The following is an 18,083-nucleotide window of genomic DNA, read 5'->3' on the forward strand; positions in this document are numbered from 1 at the left end:
AACCTGAAAAGAGTATTTTTCCATAAAATCTGCCTTCTCGGCGTTTTCTTTGTTCTGTTTGCAATATCATCTGCTTCTTCATATGCATCCGAACGTATTCTTAGTTTTCACAGTGACATCACTGTTCATTTAGACTCGTCCATGACTGTAAGAGAAACAATTACTGTCAGAAGTGAAGGAAACAAAATACTTCATGGTATTTACCGCGATTTCCCTGTTGTCTATAAAGATAGATTCGGAAACAGATATGTTGTGGGATTTGAAATTATTGAAGTGCTTAAAAATGGTTTTCCAGAGCCATATCATATTAAAAATATATCAAACGGAAAACGAGTATATATAGGCCACAAGGATGTTCTTATTCCTCCCGGTGAATATATTTATACATTTAGCTACAAAACAAATCGTCAACTTGGTTTCTTTAAAGATCACGACGAACTTTACTGGAACGTAACAGGAAATGGATGGGAGTTCCCTATAGATAAAGCCTCTGCAACTGTTTTTCTACCTTTAGAGGCTTCAAAAAATATTTTATTTACTGAAGGTTATACAGGCCCATCTGGTTCAATTGCTAAAAATTTCACATATTCCATTGATCCTTCAGGACTTATTACTTTTACTACATCAAAGCCACTGAATGAGTATGAAGGTCTTACCATTGTAGTTGCGTGGCCTAAAGGTATTGTTAAAGAACCTGACGTTTACACAAAAATAATCTATTTTTTCTCTGATAACAAACGAATACTTTTAGCAATTTCAGGACTTTTATTAATCATCCTTTATTATATTGCAGTATGGATAAAAGTTGGCAGGGATCCTGAACAGGGTATTATTGTTACACACTACACCCCTCCGGGAAATATGTCTCCGGCTGTCATGAGGTATATAACGAATATGGGTTATGATGACAGAACCTTTGCATCAGCAATTATCAATATGGCAGTAAAAGGTCATCTAAAAATCTTTGACAATAATGGAGAATATACCATTCAAAAGAATGACAAAGCTGATCAATCCTTAACCCCTGAAGAAGATCTTCTAATGAAAAACCTGCTCGGCTCTCAAAAAAATCTCGAATTCAAAAAAAGCAATCACCAGAAAATAAGATCTGCAATAAATGCACTCAGAAATTATCTCAGAATAAAATTTGAGAAGATATATTTCATTACAAATGTTAGATATTTTGTTATTGGACTCTTATTGACTCTTGCATTGCTTATCGTGAATGGAATCTCAGAGTCACAGTCGAAAGATAGGCTTCCAGTTTTTCTCTTCATTATTTTCTGGCTAACTATGTGGAGCTTTGCAGTGGCTGCTTTATTGAGTGAAACACTGAAGAGTTGGAAATACGGATTTAAAAACAGGGGCAGTAATATTCTGAGAAAAGGCGGAGCTGTTTCAATAACGTTTTTTACCATACCTTTCGTTGCAGGAGAAATTTTTGGTCTTGGCATTTTATGGTTTTCAACATCTTTATCTATGATTTTATTACTTGTAATTGCCATAGGGATAAATTATCTTTTTAGCCAACTTCTCAAGGCTCCTACACTTGCTGGCCGAAAGATACTTGATGCGATTGAAGGTTTTAAAAGATTTCTCTTGGCTACAGAAAAGGACAGACTCAACATACTTAACCCGCCTGAGAAGACTCCGGCTTTATTCGAAAAATATCTGCCCTATGCACTTGCCCTCAATATAGAACAGGAATGGGCAGAAAAGTTCGCCGACGTTCTCTCGTCTTCTTCAGAGGTAACAACTAAAAGAGTATATTCTCCTTCATGGTATTACGGTAATATCTCAGGTCTGTCAGCAGACAGATTAACTTCTTTTGGAAATTCCCTGTCAGATGCGATATCGTCATCATCAACCCCTCCAGGTTCACGTTCTGGTGGAGGTAGCGGCGGTGGCGGTTCATCAGGAGGTGGTGGGGGTGGTGGAGGTGGTGGAGGCTGGTGATTTTATTTCACCAGCGGAAATCACGTTTTAGATAAGCATACAGTCTCTTATTATATGGTGCAAAATAGCCTTTCAGATAGTCAATTATATGATCAGGCACCTCCTCAGTATAATTCCCAACATTTTTGGGGCTTAAATCAGGAGGGATAAAATCCGGCTCAATATTCAGATGAATAAATACATTTTTCAATATATTTTTTGGATCTAAAAAAAAGTCTTCACTTTTCAACACCAGAATCTGTTCAGAAGGAAATTTTTCGAAACAGGCCGTTATTTGATCAATATATATTCCACGTTTTTTATATGAATAATGCTGATAAACCTGGCTATGATAATATTCATCACTCAGTATCTTCTCGTATTCTGTACCAATCCTTTCCTCTTCATTCCTAAATGCATCCTCCATCGATAGTGGTTCTCTATTTCTTCTAACTTCATGAAAATAGTGTGAAATGGCCCTTTTGACAGGGTCTCGCAAAAGTATTATGAGTTTTATATCAGGCAGTAGACTGTGCAATCTCTTCATAGCATGAGGATGGAACATATAATATGGTGTGGATTCACCAGTTATGAAAAATTTATTTCTTAATTCAGTAATAGAAGGAAAATGACCTCTATACCATGAGATACCTTTCTTATAATACATATCAAAATAATGTATTTCTCTTTTTAGAGATGGAATTACCTGTGGATGTTGAATAATATATGAGTAAAGAGATGCTGTTCCGCCTTTTTGAGTCCCTGCAATTATAAAATCAGGAAGTGCACATTGATGGCCTTTCATGGTTCTCAGCCATTCAGACACTATCCTTAAAGGTTTAGGAATGAGTTTTTTCTTCTTCATATCTATTCAATATACTTTCCTGCTCTTCTTTGCCTTGATTTGTTTTTATTATTTGTATGACATGTATAATGACTACCTGTACTGAGACTTCTTAATATGTAGATATAATAAGGCACTTTTGTAATTTTTTGGCTCCTGGGAAGGGATTCGAACCCCCGACCAAGTGGTTAACAGCCACCCGCTCTGCCTGCTGAGCTACCCAGGAGCAGTTTTGAAATGAATTAACTCTAAGTATAGAGTTATATAATTTGAAGAAGAATAGATTTTTTTTATATCAGATGAATGACCATTTTGTCAATCAAGTCACAGATTCTGTTACAATCTTTGCAACTAAATCACCAACTTCTGTTGTACTGTATCCCATCTTTCCTGCTGCAAGACTTTTAAGATATCTGGCTGTCACCTCCATTACAGACTTTTCAATAATATCTGCCGCTTTCTTCTCTCCGATTTGCTCAAGCATCATACCACCTGCGCATATTGCAGCCAGTGGATTAACAACGTTCTTTCCTGTATATTTTGGTGCTGAGCCACCAATCGGCTCGAACATCGAGACACCCTGAGGGTTAATATTCCCACCTGCGGCAATTCCCATGCCACCCTGAATCATCGCTCCCAGATCAGTGATTATATCTCCGAACATATTATCAGTAACAATAACATCAAACCATTCAGGATTTTTAACAAACCACATGGTTACAGCATCCACATGCGCATAGTCTGTCGTTATTTCAGGATACTCCTTTGCCACTTCACGAAAGGTTCGTTCCCAAAGATCAAAGGCAAAAGTCAGCACATTGGTTTTACCACATAATGTAAGCTTATTCTGCCTGTTTCTCTTTTTACAATATTCAAATGCAAACCGAATGCAACGTTCAACGCCTTTTCTCGTGTTTATTGACTCCTGTATAGCAACTTCATCAGGAGTGCCTTTTTTAAACACTCCACCAGCTCCTGCATACAAACCTTCGGTGTTTTCTCTTACAACTACAAAATCTATATCTTCAGGTCCTTTATTCTTTATCGGACAATCTACCCCTGGATATAACTTTACAGGTCTTAAATTTATATACTGATCGAGTTCAAATCTTAGCCGCAATAATATTCCTTTTTCCAGTATCCCTGGTTTAACATCAGGATGTCCTATTGCTCCGAGATATATAGCATCATGCTTTTTAAGTTCACTGATAGCTCCGTCCGGTAATGTTTCACCTGTTTGCAAATAACGGTTACCACCAAAATCATAAAACGTGAAGTTACATTTAATTCCAACCTTCGAAGAAACTGTCTCGATTACCTTAATTCCTTCTTTGATAACTTCTGGCCCTGTTCCATCACCCGGGATAACTGCTATGTTATATGACTTCATTTTTTTCATCTCCTATATTAAACCATTCATTTTTAACTTTCTTCGTGTCCATTCAACCAGCCCTCCTGCTGCGATCAGTTCTTGCATAAACGGTGGTATAGGATTTACTTTGTATTCTTCATTTAATGTCAGATTTTTGATCAGCCCTCTGTCAGCATCAATCTCAATTTCGTCACCCTCTTTAATCTTTTCTGAGGCTTCTGCAGATTCAAAAATTGGGAGTCCAATATTAAACGCATTTCTGTAAAATATTCTCGCAAAACTTTTTGCAATCACTGCATTAATCCCCGCTGCTTTTATCGCAATTGGAGCATGCTCCCTCGACGAGCCACATCCAAAATTTTTTCCAGCAACAATAATATCACCTGATTTAACCTTATTAGGAAAATCCCTGTCCGAATCTTCCATAACATGCTTTGCCAGTTCCTGAGGATCAGAAGTGTTCAGATAGCGTGCGGGTATGATCGCATCAGTATCAATATCATTCCCAAATCTCCACACTTTTCCCTTAATTAGCATTTCTCCTCCGTTTTAAAAATAATATTGCTTATTGCACAATTTTTTTCCAGAGATCCTGTCATTGTTTAATTGTCTCTGAAATAGTCTATTTTTTTACCCAAATCAGCGATATAGAGGTATTATGCTTATAATTTTAATAACTTAACTATTCGAATTTCTGTCATCTTATGCTGGACCTGGGGTATATTATAGCTTAAATTGAGTGGTTTTTATCTCAAAAGCCGATTAGAGACATTTTTAAATCTAACCATAATCTACTATAATTAATAAATGTTTGACTTACTAAAAATCTATAAGACCCTTCATAATACCTTTGGCCCCCAGCACTGGTGGCCAGGTGAAACACCATTCGAAATAGCAGTCGGTGCAATTCTCACCCAGAATACAAATTGGGGCAATGTTGAAAAGGCAATAAACAATCTCAAAAAAAATAAATCACTTTCTGCAAAAGCAATATATAAAATGCCTGTTGATAGGCTTGCCATTCTTATAAAGCCTGCTGGGTATTACAATATAAAAGCGAAGAGACTGAAATCATTTATAAATTTTTTAATGAACAATTATCTTGGCAGTATGAGTAAAATGAAAAAAGAAGATTTAGATAATCTCAGGGAGAAATTTCTAAGTATAAATGGTATAGGACCGGAAACCGCAGATTCAATCCTTCTCTATGCGCTCGATAAACCAGTATTCGTCATAGATACTTACACTAAAAGAGTTCTGTCCAGACATAATATAATGGATAATAACAAATCATATGACGAATATCAGAAGCTCTTCCATTCTTCCCTGAAAAGAGACTTAAAGCTTTTTAATGAATATCATGCGCTGTTTGTGAAGGTAGGCAAAACATTCTGCAAATCAAAAAAACCTTTATGTTCAAAATGTGCTTTATATGAATACCTTTAATCTAACAACATCTTTCATTCCAAAAGGCGATCAGCCAAAAGCTATCCGTCAACTAACAGCAGGCATTGAAAAGGGCTTAAAACATCAGGTGCTTCTGGGGGTAACAGGATCGGGCAAAACTTTCACAATAGCGAATGTTATTGCAAATATCAACAGACCTACACTTGTTATTGCACATAATAAGACTCTTGCTGCACAGCTTTATGGCGAATTTAAAGAACTCTTTCCGGAAAACGCAGTCGAATTTTTTGTAAGTTATTATGACTACTATCAGCCTGAAGCTTACATCCCTACAACAGATACCTATATTGAGAAAGACGCTCTTATAAATGACGACATTGACAGGATGAGACACTCTGCCACAAGGGCTGTTCTTGAAAGAAATGATACAATAGTGGTCGCTTCTGTCTCTTGTATATACGGTATTGGTTCGCCCCAGGACTATATGGAGATGCATCTTATAATTGAAGAAGGAATGCACACAGAACGTGATGAAATACTTAGAAGACTTGTTGATATGCAATATAATCGTTCTGATACTGATTTCAGAAGGGGAACTTTCAGAGTAAGAGGAGATATAGTAGAGGTTTATCCATCATTCTCACTCGATAAATGCATCCGCTTAGATTTTTTTGGAGACGATATTGATACAATCTTTGAATTCGACCCTCTTACAGGTGAGAAAATGCGAAGATTAGAAAAGATTGCAATATTTCCAAATAGTCATTGGATAACGCCACGAGAAAGACTTATTCCTGCATTAAAAAATATAGAGAAGGAGATGATGGAAAGGATTGAATATTTTTTAAAAGAAGGAAAGACACTGGAGGCTAATCGTATAGAGCAAAGAACGAGATTCGATTTAGAGATGTTAAGAGAATTCGGTTATTGTCACGGCATAGAAAATTATTCACGTCATTTAAGTGGTCGGGCCCATGGTGAACCTCCATATACTTTAATCGATTATTTCCCTGAGGATTTTCTAATCATAATTGATGAATCCCATGCCACAATCCCACAGCTTGGAGGAATGTACGAGGGTGATCGTTCAAGAAAACAAACTCTTGTTAATTACGGTTTCAGACTACCTTCTGCACTTGACAATCGTCCACTAACTTTTACCGAATTCGAACACAGAGTTAATCAAGCTATTTATATATCTGCAACTCCAGGAACATATGAGATTGAAAAATCAAATCATCGTATTGTCGAACAGATTATAAGGCCTACAGGTCTTATAGACCCGAAAATGACAGTAAGGCCTGTTTCTAGCCAGGTTGATGACTTACTTGGAGAGATCAGAAAACGTGCTGTTAGAAATGAAAGAGTACTCGTCACCACACTAACAAAAAAGATGGCAGAAGATCTTGCAGATTTTTATATAAACCTCGACGTTAGGGCAAAATATCTGCATTCAGATATAGATACACTCGAAAGAGTAGAAATATTACGTGATTTACGATTGGGCAATTTTGATGTGTTGATCGGTGTTAATCTTTTGAGAGAAGGACTTGATTTACCGGAAGTTTCACTCGTTGCAATACTTGATGCTGACAAAGAGGGTTTTCTACGTTCTGAACGTTCTCTGATCCAAACAGCGGGTAGAGCTGCCCGCAATATCAACGGTGAGGTAATTCTTTATGCAGATACGATCACCGCTTCGATGCAGAGAGCTATAAAAGAAACAGAACGAAGGAGAAAAATTCAGGAAGAGTATAACAGGAAAAATATGATTACTCCAGAGACAGTGAAATCAAATATCAAGGATATACTGAGCTCCATATATGAGGCTGATTACTGGACAATTCCTGTAGCAGCGGAAACAGAGATTGAATATGGCTATGATGATGAAACCCTTCAAAAACTTGAAACTGAAATGAAAGAAGCTGCACATCTGCTCGAATTCGAACGTGCAGCAAAGATACGAGATAAAATTAAAGAAATTAAAAGCAGGATGATAGAGACTGGGATAAAACAGTAAACTATAAGAAGTAAGCACGATTCATAAATTAAAATGATATAATTAATAAAAAGCCCGTTAATCCGAAAAATGCAATGAAAATAATGCATTTTTAGAGTAAGGAGGTAGCCATGATCGCCATTGCAGATAATCTTAATACAAGAAATAAGACATACATGGAATCTTTGAGGATAAAAGACCGAAAATCAATCGCTGGAATGTTAAAAAAACTTAAAAATGCCGGGGCTGATATGATTAATTTTCAATGTTCCTTAGATGGGACAGGTGATGAAGATAATCTTTTATGGATAGCAGAAATTGCGTCTGAGATAACTGATAAGGTATCACTTGATACGCGCAATACAGCAGCACTCAAAAAAGCATTAAAAAAATGTAAAAAACCTCCTCTAATAAATTATATTTCAGAGAATGAACCTGATGACCAAGAAGAACTTTTGTCAATTGTGTCTGATACAGGATCATCACTTGTCATAAGAGCATCAAAGGTTACTATACCCACATCTATTGAAGCAAAGCTTCAGATTATCGAAAAACTTCTCGATATGGCAAACAAATTTGATATCCCAAATGAAAAAATATTCGCAGATCCATCAATTGTTCATATTGGTAGAGGCATGGGACAGAAACATCTTGCTAACTCCTATGAGTGCATAAGAATACTGAAAGATCTCGTAGACCCTCCACTAAAGACTATCGCATGGATTTCTAATATTTCAACAGGTATGCCCAGGAAATTGAGAAAACCTCTGGAAGCATCCTTCCTCCTCTATCTTGCTGGTGCAGGACTTGACGCTGGTATGGTCGATATACTTGATGAAAATGTTAAGAAGGCAATATATCTGATAAAATCATTCAGGGATGAAATTGTTTTTTCACAAACAGATATTGAATGAAAGTCCTTCTTATTAATCCAAACAGGTATAAATTTCCTCCTGTGCCTCCTATAGGTCTTGAGTATGTTGCAGCCTGTCTTGAAAGAGATGGCCACTATGTTGAAATTCTTGACCTGTGTTTTTCTGAAAATATCTATGGTGAAATTGATTGTGCAATAAAAACCTTCAATCCTGAAATTGTTGGCATAACAGTGAGGAATGTAGATACAGTGCTTTATCACACCAACGAATTTTTCCTTGATGATATAAAGGATATTATTGAATATATAAAATCAACATACTGTTTAAAGATAATTATCGGGGGTTCAGGAATAATAACAAACCCTGAAGGAATTCTTGACTATCTTAAAGCTGACATAGCTCTAATTGGTGCAGGTGAAAATACTTTAAATAGCATCCTAAAAGATTTAAATATTACAAAAAATACAAAGAGAGTTTATTATGGAAATTTTAATCCTTCTAACACATGCAGAAAACTGTCTGCTATCAACTATCAGAAATATTATGATTCAGGAGGAATTGCAGGTTTTGAAACACATAAAGGTTGTAGTTCCTCGTGTGTATATTGTATCGAAGCTAACTCGATGGTATCTTTTAAAGATATCTCTGCTGTCGTCTCAGAAATAAAATCACTTGCTGAAACTGGATACAATCATTTTCATCTTTGTGATTCTGAATTTAACGAAAGTCTCGAATACTCAATTGATTTTTGCAATGCATTATTAAAGGAAAAACTGGATATCAGGTGGGCAGTTTATATGAAACCGACTGAATTCAGCAAAAAATTATTCAAATCGATGAAAGAAGCAGGTGTATATCTTATAACACTTACAGTAGATACCTGGAAAAAGTGTACAGAATACTGGACTGATATAGAGAAATTCGTATTTACTGCAAAACCACTTGGTCTTAAAGTAGCGATTGACCTACTCGCAGGTTTTCCTTATGAAACTGAAGATGATACACTTGGGTTCCTGAATATTCTCAGAAGAATTCAACCTGATAGTATAAGTGTTAATACATTCATAAGACTTTATAAATCCCTTTCGATAACAAACTTGATTCTTAAAGATCCTGCTTTAAGAAAGAATCTTTTGGGCGATATAAATAACCCCACTTTTGTTAAACCTATCTTTTATAATCATCTAAGTACCGAGACAATAAAACAGATGATAGGGAGTGACCCAATTTTCAGGATCGAAGGATTAGAAAAAAGTGTTAATTATATAAGAGTATTTTCAAATTAAACTTTCATCTATTATAATTCGCATTCTTAAAAATAATAAAACCCAATACAAAAAAAGAGCCTGTGATATCAATTAACCAGTCATAAAACGAACCAGTCCTTGTTGGTAGTAGGGTCTGAACAAATTCATCCATTACTCCATATCCTGCTGAAATCAAACCAGAATAAATTATCCATCGCAAACTGAACATCTTACTTTTATTTCGAAAAGCCCTGAACAAAAGAAATGCGAGAAATCCATATCCCAAAAAATGTGAAACCTTACGAAGTAATCCATGAATGGCTTCTAATGTAGTCTGATCAGCGGAAGGCATAAGCCATTTAAGTAGAGGAATAATAATTAAGGATGTGCTATCTGCAGTCAGACTATCATTTGTAGGAAAAATGAAAGCCATCCACGCAAAAGGCGGAACCCAATAATATAAAAAATTTATCATTTTTAATCTTGAGTTAAACCTTTGTTTCTCTACTTTCCCACTTCTCCGGGTTTCTTCTTTTTAAAAAAATTATTAATGGATTCAATAAATAATACATGTAGACCATTCTTGATTTTTCAGATATACCATATCGTAATCTAATTTCAGAAGATTTAGGGAAAATCCTTCTAATAATGTTAACAAAAAAATCACCAGGAGAATCCAGCAGAGAAGTATAAAATAACATCCTGAGATGCGGCCTTTTTACTTCACCGAATAAACCACTGATGACCTGTTTCTTAATGAGTTCATAACCAGTTAGTTTTCTTTGTAATATGAACTGAGGGATATCTTCATGGAATATATCATTAAGAAGTCTCAGTGTAAAAAAAAGCATCCTCTCCATCTTATATTGCTTTGAATATAGGAAAAGCTTTTGCCAGTCAATTTCGTTTTTATATTTCCGGAGTAATCCGTAGATAAAAATAAAGAATTTCAGAGGTCTAAAGCCGTGGTCAAATAGACGAAATATCGCATACATAAGATATCGCTCATGTGAAAGCACACTGATTGTAATACCAGAGTATTCAATCTGTTCGGTCTCATCCCACCAGAACTCTGGAGGCACCCGGAAGTAACGTTTCACAAGGTTCCAGTGGAGCTCAAGAAAATAAGAGTCTTTAATATATAGAAAGTGATAGTGTCCTGATAATAGATCTTCAGACCCGATTATCTCATTTTTCATATACCCTTGTTCATTCAGAATATCTTCAGCTTTTTTGATATCTTCTGGTTTAACAAGTATGTCAATATCTGTTGCTGGATATATGCCCGGATTATCAAAAATAATATCAGACGCAAAAGAGCCCTTCAGTGGAATAGCCTTTACTCCACACTTTGCAAGTGAAGATAGAATCCTTAGCATCTCTTCGGAGTTTAGTATATTGTTCCTGAGAGAATGTAGATATGCATTCCTGAACCTTGCAATAATTTCTATCGGCACATTATCAAATGTTCTCAAGTTTTCATATACAATTGGGGCAACCTCATTAGCCGCAGCATGTTCAAAAACCCTGATGAAATCAACAGTGTGTCTTTTATCTTTTAACAGTTCTCTAATCTTACTTACTAATTGGGCAGAGTTTTCCATCACTAACAAGAACAGAATAAGTTTTTCTTCAGTCTTTAATTCCATACACCTCACTTCATCCTTTAATCATCTCAAAGAAGAGCCTTTCATATTCATCAGTAATTTTTTCCCATGAGTATTTTTCTTCAACTATCCTTCTTGCAACGTTGCCCCTCTCCTTCACAATTTTTTCATTATCAATCAGGAATTGTATCATTTCCTTCATCTCTTCCTTCCCTTTGTAGTAAAATCCTGCCTCACCAAGTACTTCCCTGTGCTCAGTGACATCATTAGCAAGCACACAATTGCCAGCACCCATCGCCTCGATAAGCGCTGGATGTGTCCCTCCAACCTCTGTTGCCTGAATATAGAAATACGCATTTGATAGCAGTTCTTTATATTGATCACCGAAAAGATAACCTGTAAATATTATATTTTGGTTTTTTGTATTTCTCACTTTTTTTATATATTTATCTGCGAAAGGAGCATCACCTACCATAACAAGTTTTTTTGGCGGGTCTTCAATTTCATCAAAAGCTTCCCTCACTAAAAGAGGATTATTTTCCGGTTCAAATCGGCTAACATAGAGAATATAACTGTCTTTTTCAAGTCTTAATTTTCTCAAAATCTCTCCAGCAGAAAATTGAGTCGTTTCAGCACCATACGGTATATATACAGAATCTCTTCCATATAGCTTTTTATAGTATTTTTTAATCCATATTGCATCTGTTACTACTCTGTCTGTCACAATCCCTGCCATTCTCTCTGCAAATCTCAAATATGATGATATCACCCTCCCCCACTTTTTTCTCTGCCACTCAAGACCGTCAATATTTATAACCACCTTTTTCCCTGAGATACGAGGTATGAAACATAAAAAGGAAACACTCACACCCAACATAAGGATAATATCAAAATTCCTCAATGATGCATGAAGGATTGAAAAAAAAGAAAAGATGGCTTTTTCGAGAACTTTTGTTCTTATCGTAGGAATAATAACTTTTTTCACACCATTATAAATATCTTTATTGTCTGTATATGGTTTGCAGCAATAAACAGTTACATCATGCCCTTTCTTAACAAGTCGTATTGATATCTCCTCTGCAAGTGTTTCAAAGCCTCCATAATTTACTGGAATACCTCTTGAACCTAAAATAGCAATCTTCATAGTTCATAATTTATAATAGGTGACATTTTAAATTTTTCTACCCCTGCTTTCCCATTTACCTCTGAAGGTGATCCAGAAAGAGAGAAGGATGAGTTTCAAATCAAAAAAGAAGGACTGCTTTTTGATATATTCAAGATCATACTGAAATTTCTCTTTACGAAGCGCATCAGTAGGCAGATAAACCTGTGCCATTCCGGTAAGACCTGGCCTGACAGAAAGACGTTCATGATAGCCCTCAATTTTCTCTATCTCTGTTTCGTCGGGATTGCCACGAACTTCTTTTTCTTTAGGCCTTAATGCCCTTGGACCAACAAAACTCATATCACCTTTAAGGATATTGAGTAACTGCGGAAGTTCGTCCATAGCAGTTCCTCTCAGAATCTTTCCGATTTTTGTTACCCGAGGATCGTTTTCTACTGCCTGCACAGGACCTGTTTCTTTTTCAGCATCTTTCATCATTGAACGGAACTTGATTGCTTTAAAAATTCTTCCACCTTTACCAACTCTCTCCTGGAGATAAAACACTGGCAATCCGTCCTCAATTATGATTGCAAGAGCAAAAATAATCCAGAGCGGAAATGAGCAGATAATCCCAGCACCTGAAAGGCAGATGTCAAAAAGGCGCTTTAACATCAGCAAAATTCCATGCTTCAAAGACCAGACACAGTACAAATTCCAGAATTCTTTTCATTTAGGATAATTATCTTCAGATTTTATTAAAATTTTTATTTTTTAAGGTAGTTTAACTTTATTTATTTGTCAAGATAATAGAGGGTTTATTGATTAGAAAAATTATTTATATTTTTTTGATTTGAGCAATTATTTTAATCTTCTGTACCGTTTCTTAAATAAAAAAACCTCTTACTATTACATCCTTTACATCCTTCTAATTAATCATTTTTTGAATATCTTATATGTTACTTCTTGGAAAATCGCCTTCCCATGAGTTACAGAGGTCTTTCAAATTAACTTCTTCCATATCTTTTTGACACCATAAACCTTCATATGTCATGACAGACCAAAAACAATTCCAACAACAGATATCAGACGCTTTTACATCCATCTGGACATTTATCTTTTCGGTAAATTTAATATCTCTTTTTATCGCATTCTTATTATGAATTAACAACCTTGCCCCCTCCTTTCATATTCATTCTCACTCTTTTCACAAGAGATATACTTTATATTTAAAAAAAATTTATATTTATTTAATAAATTTGTCATTGATATTTCTAAATATAATAATTGATAATCTTTAATACCTAAATTAACAATTATCAATATTAAATTCATTGATGTTTGTTAAAAGTCGTATGCCTTAATTTCTCATCTAACCCACTTAATTCATAAATTTCATTATATATAGACAGGAAATAGTATTTTCGCTCATTCTCGGTCTTCGACCTCCGAGGTATTTTGCCTCTTGATTATTAATATACACACTGTATGAATATCGGCAAAATAAATCCGCTCAAATACTATGTCCTGTCTTGTTAGCCATAGTTTATTAATAATCTGGGTTAATAGAATTAAATATTTATGAGTTCCTGAAGTTAAGGGTGACAGAAAAATTAGGTGATAAAATCTTAATAGAGGAAAGTAAACTAATAATTATCTGATTTTTTAAAATAATTGATATCTAAAAAAATTATCCCATCCTTTTCCCTTTTTATTACTTTTTGTTTTTCAAAGTCTCTTAATAACCTGCATAAATGCTCGGGGGTAACAGCAATTATTTGTGCAATTTCTCTATATGTTAAAGGGAAATGGATTTTTAAATCACGAAAATTAGTGTTATGTTCAATTTTTTCTATAAAATTACGCAATAAATTTCTTAAACGATCTTTTGCACCAACACAACCAAATATAACAATCTTCCTACCATGGTTGTATATCTCATGTGAAAGCATTTTTAAAAGATGTAAAGTAAACTCATAATTATTGTTTATAAGATTTAAAAAATTATCAGTAGAGATACATTTCATTTTACATTCTGTTATTGTCTTAACAGTAAAAGAATACGGTTTATTCAATAATGCTGATGCAGCACCAATAAACCAATTTTGATGTCTTAATCCTGCGATTAATTCATTACCTTCTTTATCTGACCATAAAAGTTTAACTACCCCGGTTTTAATATAATAAACAGCATTGGAAGGACTACCCTGTCTTAGTATTTCTGTATAAGGTTGATATGTTAGTATCGGACCCCATCCATATAAATGACAATTCGGCTCTTCGAGAAAAGATTTGATAAAATCATCTGACCATTCATAATCACTTTGCGAGAGAAGAGAGGAAATAATATTAGTAGTAAAACTCTGCTTTTTTAACATTTGTAAAAATTAATATTTTAGTTAGAATTTTTTTCGTATTTCACTTATCCTGAATATATTTAAACCTGTTTTTTTTCTTTTTTTAAAAATAATAGGTTTCAGCGATTCTGTGAGGGGCTGAAGAATATTAATATTTTTCTCATAAAACATTCTTCCAACAAAAGTGGTTTTTTCAAAAATATAAACTGAGAGGTCACTGTCATTAACTTTTTTATCAGGCTCAATAAGGATCAAATCTCCTTCTTTAATACCTGGTGGAGAGGCAAGCGAACCAGATGCTCTTACAAAGAAAGCGTTCATAGACTTAGTTATAACGGGCTCAAACGACAGGGCTGATTCCTTTAAATCAAATGGGATTTTTTTTGTAATAAATTCTTCCAGACTCACAACAGGAATCATTTTAACAGCACTATATTGGTGTGTTTCTTCTGCAATCGTTTCTGGTTTTGCCATCAACTGAGAAAGAGAAACGCCGAGTGCTCTCGATAATTTTTCTAAGGTTTCTGTTTTAAGGTTTTTTTGCTGATCGGCTTCTATACGGGCTATACTTGCCTGTGAAACATTACTACGCCTGCATAGTTCAAACTGCGAAATTCCAAGTTTTTTACGGATATCCTTTAGCTGTTTACCGATATTTGACATTGTAGATAGATTTACATTTATTATCATTACTTATCAATATCATATATGAATATTTAATATCATATTAAATATTCATATATGAATAATATGCAGCTAATGCTTCTAAAGTGCGGGGATAGACGTGATAATTTACAGAGATTATAGATGCGTATAAGCAATTGCATTAATCAGTAATTAACCCAAAAATACAATTAGAATAATGCAGATGTTGTGAGAAATAAAGGGAGGTGTATCGAGTTAAAAAAATTTTTGAGCAATGTCTGTATTATTTGATTAATTATTACTACTTATTGATTGAGTAATTTTGTTTAAAGGTTGCAACCTAATAAATTATTGGATACTTGCTTTCTTGACTTTCTCTATAAGTCTGCCCGCTCCTTGAGCGGTTCAGAGCCTTTTGCATGCTCAACAGCTATCATTTTTACATCAAATTCATAGCCCCTTACACTTAACCATTTATGCACTGCCTTATGAACTACTTCATCAGAAAATGGCTCATCAACTACTATACACCAGTCAGGCAATTCATTTTCTTTTTCACCATCTATTTTTAGCTTCTTCTTACTTATGACCTTCCATGTCCAATTGAATCCACACCTTTCATTTATATCATCCTGATATATGTCAACAGACCAACTTTCTTCACCAGCAGTTATTTCCACTTCATAGTAAATTTCAAGGATTTCTTTCCCTTCCAGCCAGACCTCGTTCAATGTCTCAAGCAATTTTTTACAGGTTATGAACCTTTCTATCGCCTCCACTGGACTTAAGGCCCCTTCAAAATGCCTTCTGTTCCATATACAGAGAAAACGTCGACTCTTCTGATCTTCTGGAATTTCATAAAACCTCTTAGAGTACCATTCATGAAGTTCATCCAGAAACCTTCGATAAGAGGCCTTCTCCCTCTGTTCGTCCATATACCTCTGATAAAGTTCATGATACCAGAGGATAATTCTCTCTAAATTCATTTCGTTCAGAAGCTTCGTTGCTTCATCAAGAGTGTCAGTTATACCGAGCAGGATTCCCCTTCCTATGACAATATATATTTTTTTCCCTGTAGATGTTAAACACTTATTACAAAAGAGTACATTTCTCACAATCCTCATATCTTCAGCATGGGCAACACAATCCTTTATACGATACTTTTTAAGAATGTTTTCGAATTCTTTAACCTGGACTGATTCGATTTTTCCGCCACACAAAGGACATACATAATTTTTATCAAAATATATTGTGTCAAACATTCCCATAGTTTGCTATTTCTGAATCTACTTTATTGATTTATTATACATATATGTATATTTTAAGTCAAATTAATATTCATTTAGGTAATGTCGATTAGGAGACTGTTGCCGAAGTCTTCTCCATATTGCCTCACATAAAAATCTAAACGAAACCTTTCCTGGTTGCCTCATAAAAATTGTAAACGAAATTATCTTTCTTTTTTTCATTGTTTTTTGATGTAACCAATCTAATAAGTTTATTTTGTAACTTAGTAATGTTTCTTTTAAGCTCTGCAGGATTAAGTTCCTTTCCCTCGAACCAACCCATATCTCAGTATCCCTAAAATTTACTTTTAAATACTTGTAATGTTTATCTGCTTCATTTAGATTTTTAATGAGGTGAGGCAATTCGAATCGTTGACAATGCTTAATGTTTTCCTTACAATTCTACCAAATGCAGAATAAAGATAAAAGAGAATGTTATGTGTAAAATCACTAATCAATAATTCTGCGTCTTGACGTCTTGCCTTCATGATGGTATATTAAAAATATGAAAAAAATAGTCAAAAAATCAACAATTTATTTTGATCCGCAGATCCATAAGGCTCTTCGTTTAAAAGCCGCTGAAACTGATAGTTCTGTCTCTGATATTGTCAATGAAGCAATCCGGATCATCTTTGCGGAAGATGCGGAAGACATCGCTGCATTTACAGAAAGGGCGCATGAGCCTAACCTTTCATTTGAGCAAGTGCTCAAGGATCTGAAGAGGCGTGGCAAAATATAATATCTTTGTAAAGCCATCGGCTGTCAAAGAAATTGAGAGCATTCCACGAAAAGAGCGCATCCGTATAATTCAAAAGATACAGGGATTGGCAAATAACCCACGACCCAAAGGATATGAAAAACTTACGGGAGAAAGCAGGTACAGAATTCGTCAAGGAGTTTACAGAATAGTCTATTCAGTTTCCGACAAGGAATTGTATATTTTAGTTGTTAAAGTTGGACATAGACGAGATATATACAAATGAAGCACATAACGAATCACTCCACTGGACTCCGCTTCGCTCCGCAAAGCGGCTGAACCCGAGCACTAGCCGCCTGTCGAAAATATGTCAAAGAATATGAAAAAAATATTTGTAATTCAGCCGATTAGCCCCGAATTTCCTAAATTCCCGCCTTTTTAGGCACTATGATATTTAGTTTTTCGACAATCTCTTTTTGTTGCCTCATTAATTCCTGAATAAACCTTTAGGGTCAGACTTGTTTATTGCAAATTGATAGATGACATGCTATCTTGATGCATGGCAAGGAAGCCGAGGATAGAATATGAAGGAGCGTTTTATCATGTCATCACCCGTGGGAATCAACGCCAGAGTGTATTCAAAGGGGCTGATGATTTTCAGAAATATATCAGCCTCTAAAAATTCCTCAGTGTATAAACCAGAGTTACAC

At 35.0% G+C, this 18,083-nt stretch carries 19 protein-coding genes and 1 tRNA gene; 7 read left to right on the forward strand and 13 right to left on the reverse strand.

Annotation, left to right across the window (positions count from 1 at the left end; all coding sequences use genetic code 11):
* Window positions 1–3: 3 nt before the first annotated feature.
* Window positions 4–1,956 carry a DUF2207 domain-containing protein gene (locus HXY53_07985; GenBank protein NWF76488.1) on the forward strand — a complete coding sequence of 651 codons (1,953 nt, stop codon included), beginning with the start codon at window positions 4–6 and terminating at the stop codon, window positions 1,954–1,956.
* 7 nt (window positions 1,957–1,963) lie between these two features.
* On the opposite strand, the gene HXY53_07990 is transcribed toward HXY53_07985, so the two are convergent.
* The 4 genes from HXY53_07990 to leuD all read right to left on the reverse strand — a co-directional run bounded on the left by HXY53_07990 (window position 1,964) and on the right by leuD (window position 4,688).
* Window positions 1,964–2,800 (reverse strand): sulfotransferase, encoded by an 837-nt coding sequence (locus HXY53_07990; GenBank protein NWF76489.1) that lies wholly within the window; start codon window positions 2,798–2,800, stop codon window positions 1,964–1,966.
* A 129-nt stretch (window positions 2,801–2,929) separates the two neighbouring features.
* A tRNA-Asn gene (locus HXY53_07995) sits at window positions 2,930–3,005 on the reverse strand.
* Between the two features lie 93 nt (window positions 3,006–3,098).
* Window positions 3,099–4,178: a 3-isopropylmalate dehydrogenase gene (locus HXY53_08000; protein ID NWF76490.1), complete on the reverse strand. Its 1,080-nt coding sequence runs from the start codon at window positions 4,176–4,178 to the stop codon at window positions 3,099–3,101.
* 3 nt (window positions 4,179–4,181) lie between these two features.
* Window positions 4,182–4,688: a 3-isopropylmalate dehydratase small subunit gene (leuD, locus tag HXY53_08005; protein ID NWF76491.1), complete on the reverse strand. Its 507-nt coding sequence runs from the start codon at window positions 4,686–4,688 to the stop codon at window positions 4,182–4,184.
* Window positions 4,689–4,958: 270 nt separating this feature from the next.
* Between leuD and HXY53_08010 the strand changes: the two genes are divergently transcribed.
* The 4 genes from HXY53_08010 to HXY53_08025 all read left to right on the forward strand — a co-directional run bounded on the left by HXY53_08010 (window position 4,959) and on the right by HXY53_08025 (window position 9,718).
* Entirely contained in the window at window positions 4,959–5,597 is a 639-nt protein-coding gene (locus tag HXY53_08010; protein ID NWF76492.1) for an endonuclease III domain-containing protein, read from the forward strand.
* Window positions 5,584–7,578, forward strand: a complete 1,995-nt coding sequence (gene uvrB, locus HXY53_08015) for an excinuclease ABC subunit UvrB (protein NWF76493.1) — start codon at window positions 5,584–5,586, stop codon at window positions 7,576–7,578. Before HXY53_08010 ends, uvrB begins: the two co-directional genes overlap by 14 nt.
* A 110-nt stretch (window positions 7,579–7,688) precedes the next feature.
* Complete coding sequence (locus HXY53_08020; GenBank protein NWF76494.1) at window positions 7,689–8,471, forward strand: dihydropteroate synthase; 783 nt, start codon at window positions 7,689–7,691, stop codon at window positions 8,469–8,471.
* The gene (locus HXY53_08025; GenBank protein NWF76495.1) at window positions 8,468–9,718 is read left to right on the forward strand and encodes a cobalamin B12-binding domain-containing protein; all 1,251 of its coding nucleotides are present in this window, start codon (window positions 8,468–8,470) and stop codon (window positions 9,716–9,718) included. Before HXY53_08020 ends, HXY53_08025 begins: the two co-directional genes overlap by 4 nt.
* 4 nt (window positions 9,719–9,722) lie before the next feature.
* Here HXY53_08025 and vanZ read toward each other — a convergent pair whose 3' ends face one another.
* The 9 genes from vanZ to HXY53_08070 all read right to left on the reverse strand — a co-directional run bounded on the left by vanZ (window position 9,723) and on the right by HXY53_08070 (window position 16,959).
* Complete coding sequence (gene vanZ / locus HXY53_08030; protein ID NWF76496.1) at window positions 9,723–10,154, reverse strand: VanZ family protein; 432 nt, start codon at window positions 10,152–10,154, stop codon at window positions 9,723–9,725.
* 13 nt (window positions 10,155–10,167) lie between these two features.
* On the reverse strand, window positions 10,168–11,328 hold the full coding sequence (locus HXY53_08035) for a nucleotidyltransferase family protein (protein NWF76497.1): 1,161 nt from the start codon (window positions 11,326–11,328) through the stop codon (window positions 10,168–10,170).
* 10 nt (window positions 11,329–11,338) lie between these two features.
* Complete coding sequence (locus HXY53_08040; GenBank protein ID NWF76498.1) at window positions 11,339–12,430, reverse strand: DUF1972 domain-containing protein; 1,092 nt, start codon at window positions 12,428–12,430, stop codon at window positions 11,339–11,341.
* 27 nt (window positions 12,431–12,457) lie between these two features.
* Window positions 12,458–13,063 (reverse strand): sugar transferase, encoded by a 606-nt coding sequence (locus HXY53_08045; GenBank protein ID NWF76499.1) that lies wholly within the window; start codon window positions 13,061–13,063, stop codon window positions 12,458–12,460.
* Window positions 13,064–13,340: 277 nt separating this feature from the next.
* Window positions 13,341–13,559: a hypothetical protein gene (locus HXY53_08050; protein ID NWF76500.1), complete on the reverse strand. Its 219-nt coding sequence runs from the start codon at window positions 13,557–13,559 to the stop codon at window positions 13,341–13,343.
* A gap of 475 nt (window positions 13,560–14,034) precedes the next feature.
* Window positions 14,035–14,766 carry a Crp/Fnr family transcriptional regulator gene (locus HXY53_08055; GenBank protein NWF76501.1) on the reverse strand — a complete coding sequence of 244 codons (732 nt, stop codon included), beginning with the start codon at window positions 14,764–14,766 and terminating at the stop codon, window positions 14,035–14,037.
* Window positions 14,767–14,787: 21 nt separating this feature from the next.
* On the reverse strand, window positions 14,788–15,435 hold the full coding sequence (locus HXY53_08060) for a helix-turn-helix domain-containing protein (GenBank protein NWF76502.1): 648 nt from the start codon (window positions 15,433–15,435) through the stop codon (window positions 14,788–14,790).
* A 332-nt stretch (window positions 15,436–15,767) separates the two neighbouring features.
* Complete coding sequence (locus tag HXY53_08065; protein ID NWF76503.1) at window positions 15,768–16,652, reverse strand: hypothetical protein; 885 nt, start codon at window positions 16,650–16,652, stop codon at window positions 15,768–15,770.
* 142 nt (window positions 16,653–16,794) lie between these two features.
* Window positions 16,795–16,959, reverse strand: coding sequence for a hypothetical protein (locus HXY53_08070; protein NWF76504.1), 165 nt, complete (start codon window positions 16,957–16,959; stop codon window positions 16,795–16,797).
* A gap of 222 nt (window positions 16,960–17,181) precedes the next feature.
* On the opposite strand from HXY53_08070, the gene HXY53_08075 reads away from it, so the two are divergent.
* Window positions 17,182–17,415, forward strand: a complete 234-nt coding sequence (locus HXY53_08075; GenBank protein ID NWF76505.1) for a CopG family transcriptional regulator — start codon at window positions 17,182–17,184, stop codon at window positions 17,413–17,415.
* Window positions 17,402–17,659, forward strand: a complete 258-nt coding sequence (locus tag HXY53_08080; GenBank protein ID NWF76506.1) for a type II toxin-antitoxin system RelE/ParE family toxin — start codon at window positions 17,402–17,404, stop codon at window positions 17,657–17,659. Before HXY53_08075 ends, HXY53_08080 begins: the two co-directional genes overlap by 14 nt.
* Window positions 17,660–18,083: the final 424 nt, after the last annotated feature.

Source organism: Nitrospirota bacterium, assembly GCA_013388455.1.
Classification (GTDB): domain Bacteria; phylum Nitrospirota; class Thermodesulfovibrionia; order Thermodesulfovibrionales; family SM23-35; genus JACAFF01.

Bases quoted from the DNA above. Each gene is read 5' to 3' on its own strand.
- HXY53_07990 (NWF76489.1), bottom strand. From the start codon at position 2,800: ATGAAGAAGAAAAAACTCATTCCTAAACCTTTAAGGATAGTGTCTGAA.
- HXY53_08065 (NWF76503.1), bottom strand. From the start codon at position 16,652: ATGTTTGACACAATATATTTTGATAAAAATTATGTATGTCCTTTGTGT.
- HXY53_08070 (NWF76504.1), bottom strand. From the start codon at position 16,959: ATGGGTTGGTTCGAGGGAAAGGAACTTAATCCTGCAGAGCTTAAAAGA.
- uvrB (NWF76493.1), top strand. From the start codon at position 5,584: ATGAATACCTTTAATCTAACAACATCTTTCATTCCAAAAGGCGATCAG.
- HXY53_08045 (NWF76499.1), bottom strand. From the start codon at position 13,063: ATGTTAAAGCGCCTTTTTGACATCTGCCTTTCAGGTGCTGGGATTATC.
- HXY53_08000 (NWF76490.1), bottom strand. From the start codon at position 4,178: ATGAAAAAAATGAAGTCATATAACATAGCAGTTATCCCGGGTGATGGA.
- HXY53_08060 (NWF76502.1), bottom strand. From the start codon at position 15,435: ATGATAATAAATGTAAATCTATCTACAATGTCAAATATCGGTAAACAG.
- leuD (NWF76491.1), bottom strand. From the start codon at position 4,688: ATGCTAATTAAGGGAAAAGTGTGGAGATTTGGGAATGATATTGATACT.
- HXY53_08010 (NWF76492.1), top strand. From the start codon at position 4,959: ATGTTTGACTTACTAAAAATCTATAAGACCCTTCATAATACCTTTGGC.
- vanZ (NWF76496.1), bottom strand. From the start codon at position 10,154: ATGATAAATTTTTTATATTATTGGGTTCCGCCTTTTGCGTGGATGGCT.
- HXY53_08040 (NWF76498.1), bottom strand. From the start codon at position 12,430: ATGAAGATTGCTATTTTAGGTTCAAGAGGTATTCCAGTAAATTATGGA.
- HXY53_08020 (NWF76494.1), top strand. From the start codon at position 7,689: ATGATCGCCATTGCAGATAATCTTAATACAAGAAATAAGACATACATG.
- HXY53_08025 (NWF76495.1), top strand. From the start codon at position 8,468: ATGAAAGTCCTTCTTATTAATCCAAACAGGTATAAATTTCCTCCTGTG.
- HXY53_08035 (NWF76497.1), bottom strand. From the start codon at position 11,328: ATGGAATTAAAGACTGAAGAAAAACTTATTCTGTTCTTGTTAGTGATG.
- HXY53_08055 (NWF76501.1), bottom strand. From the start codon at position 14,766: ATGTTAAAAAAGCAGAGTTTTACTACTAATATTATTTCCTCTCTTCTC.
- HXY53_08075 (NWF76505.1), top strand. From the start codon at position 17,182: ATGAAAAAAATAGTCAAAAAATCAACAATTTATTTTGATCCGCAGATC.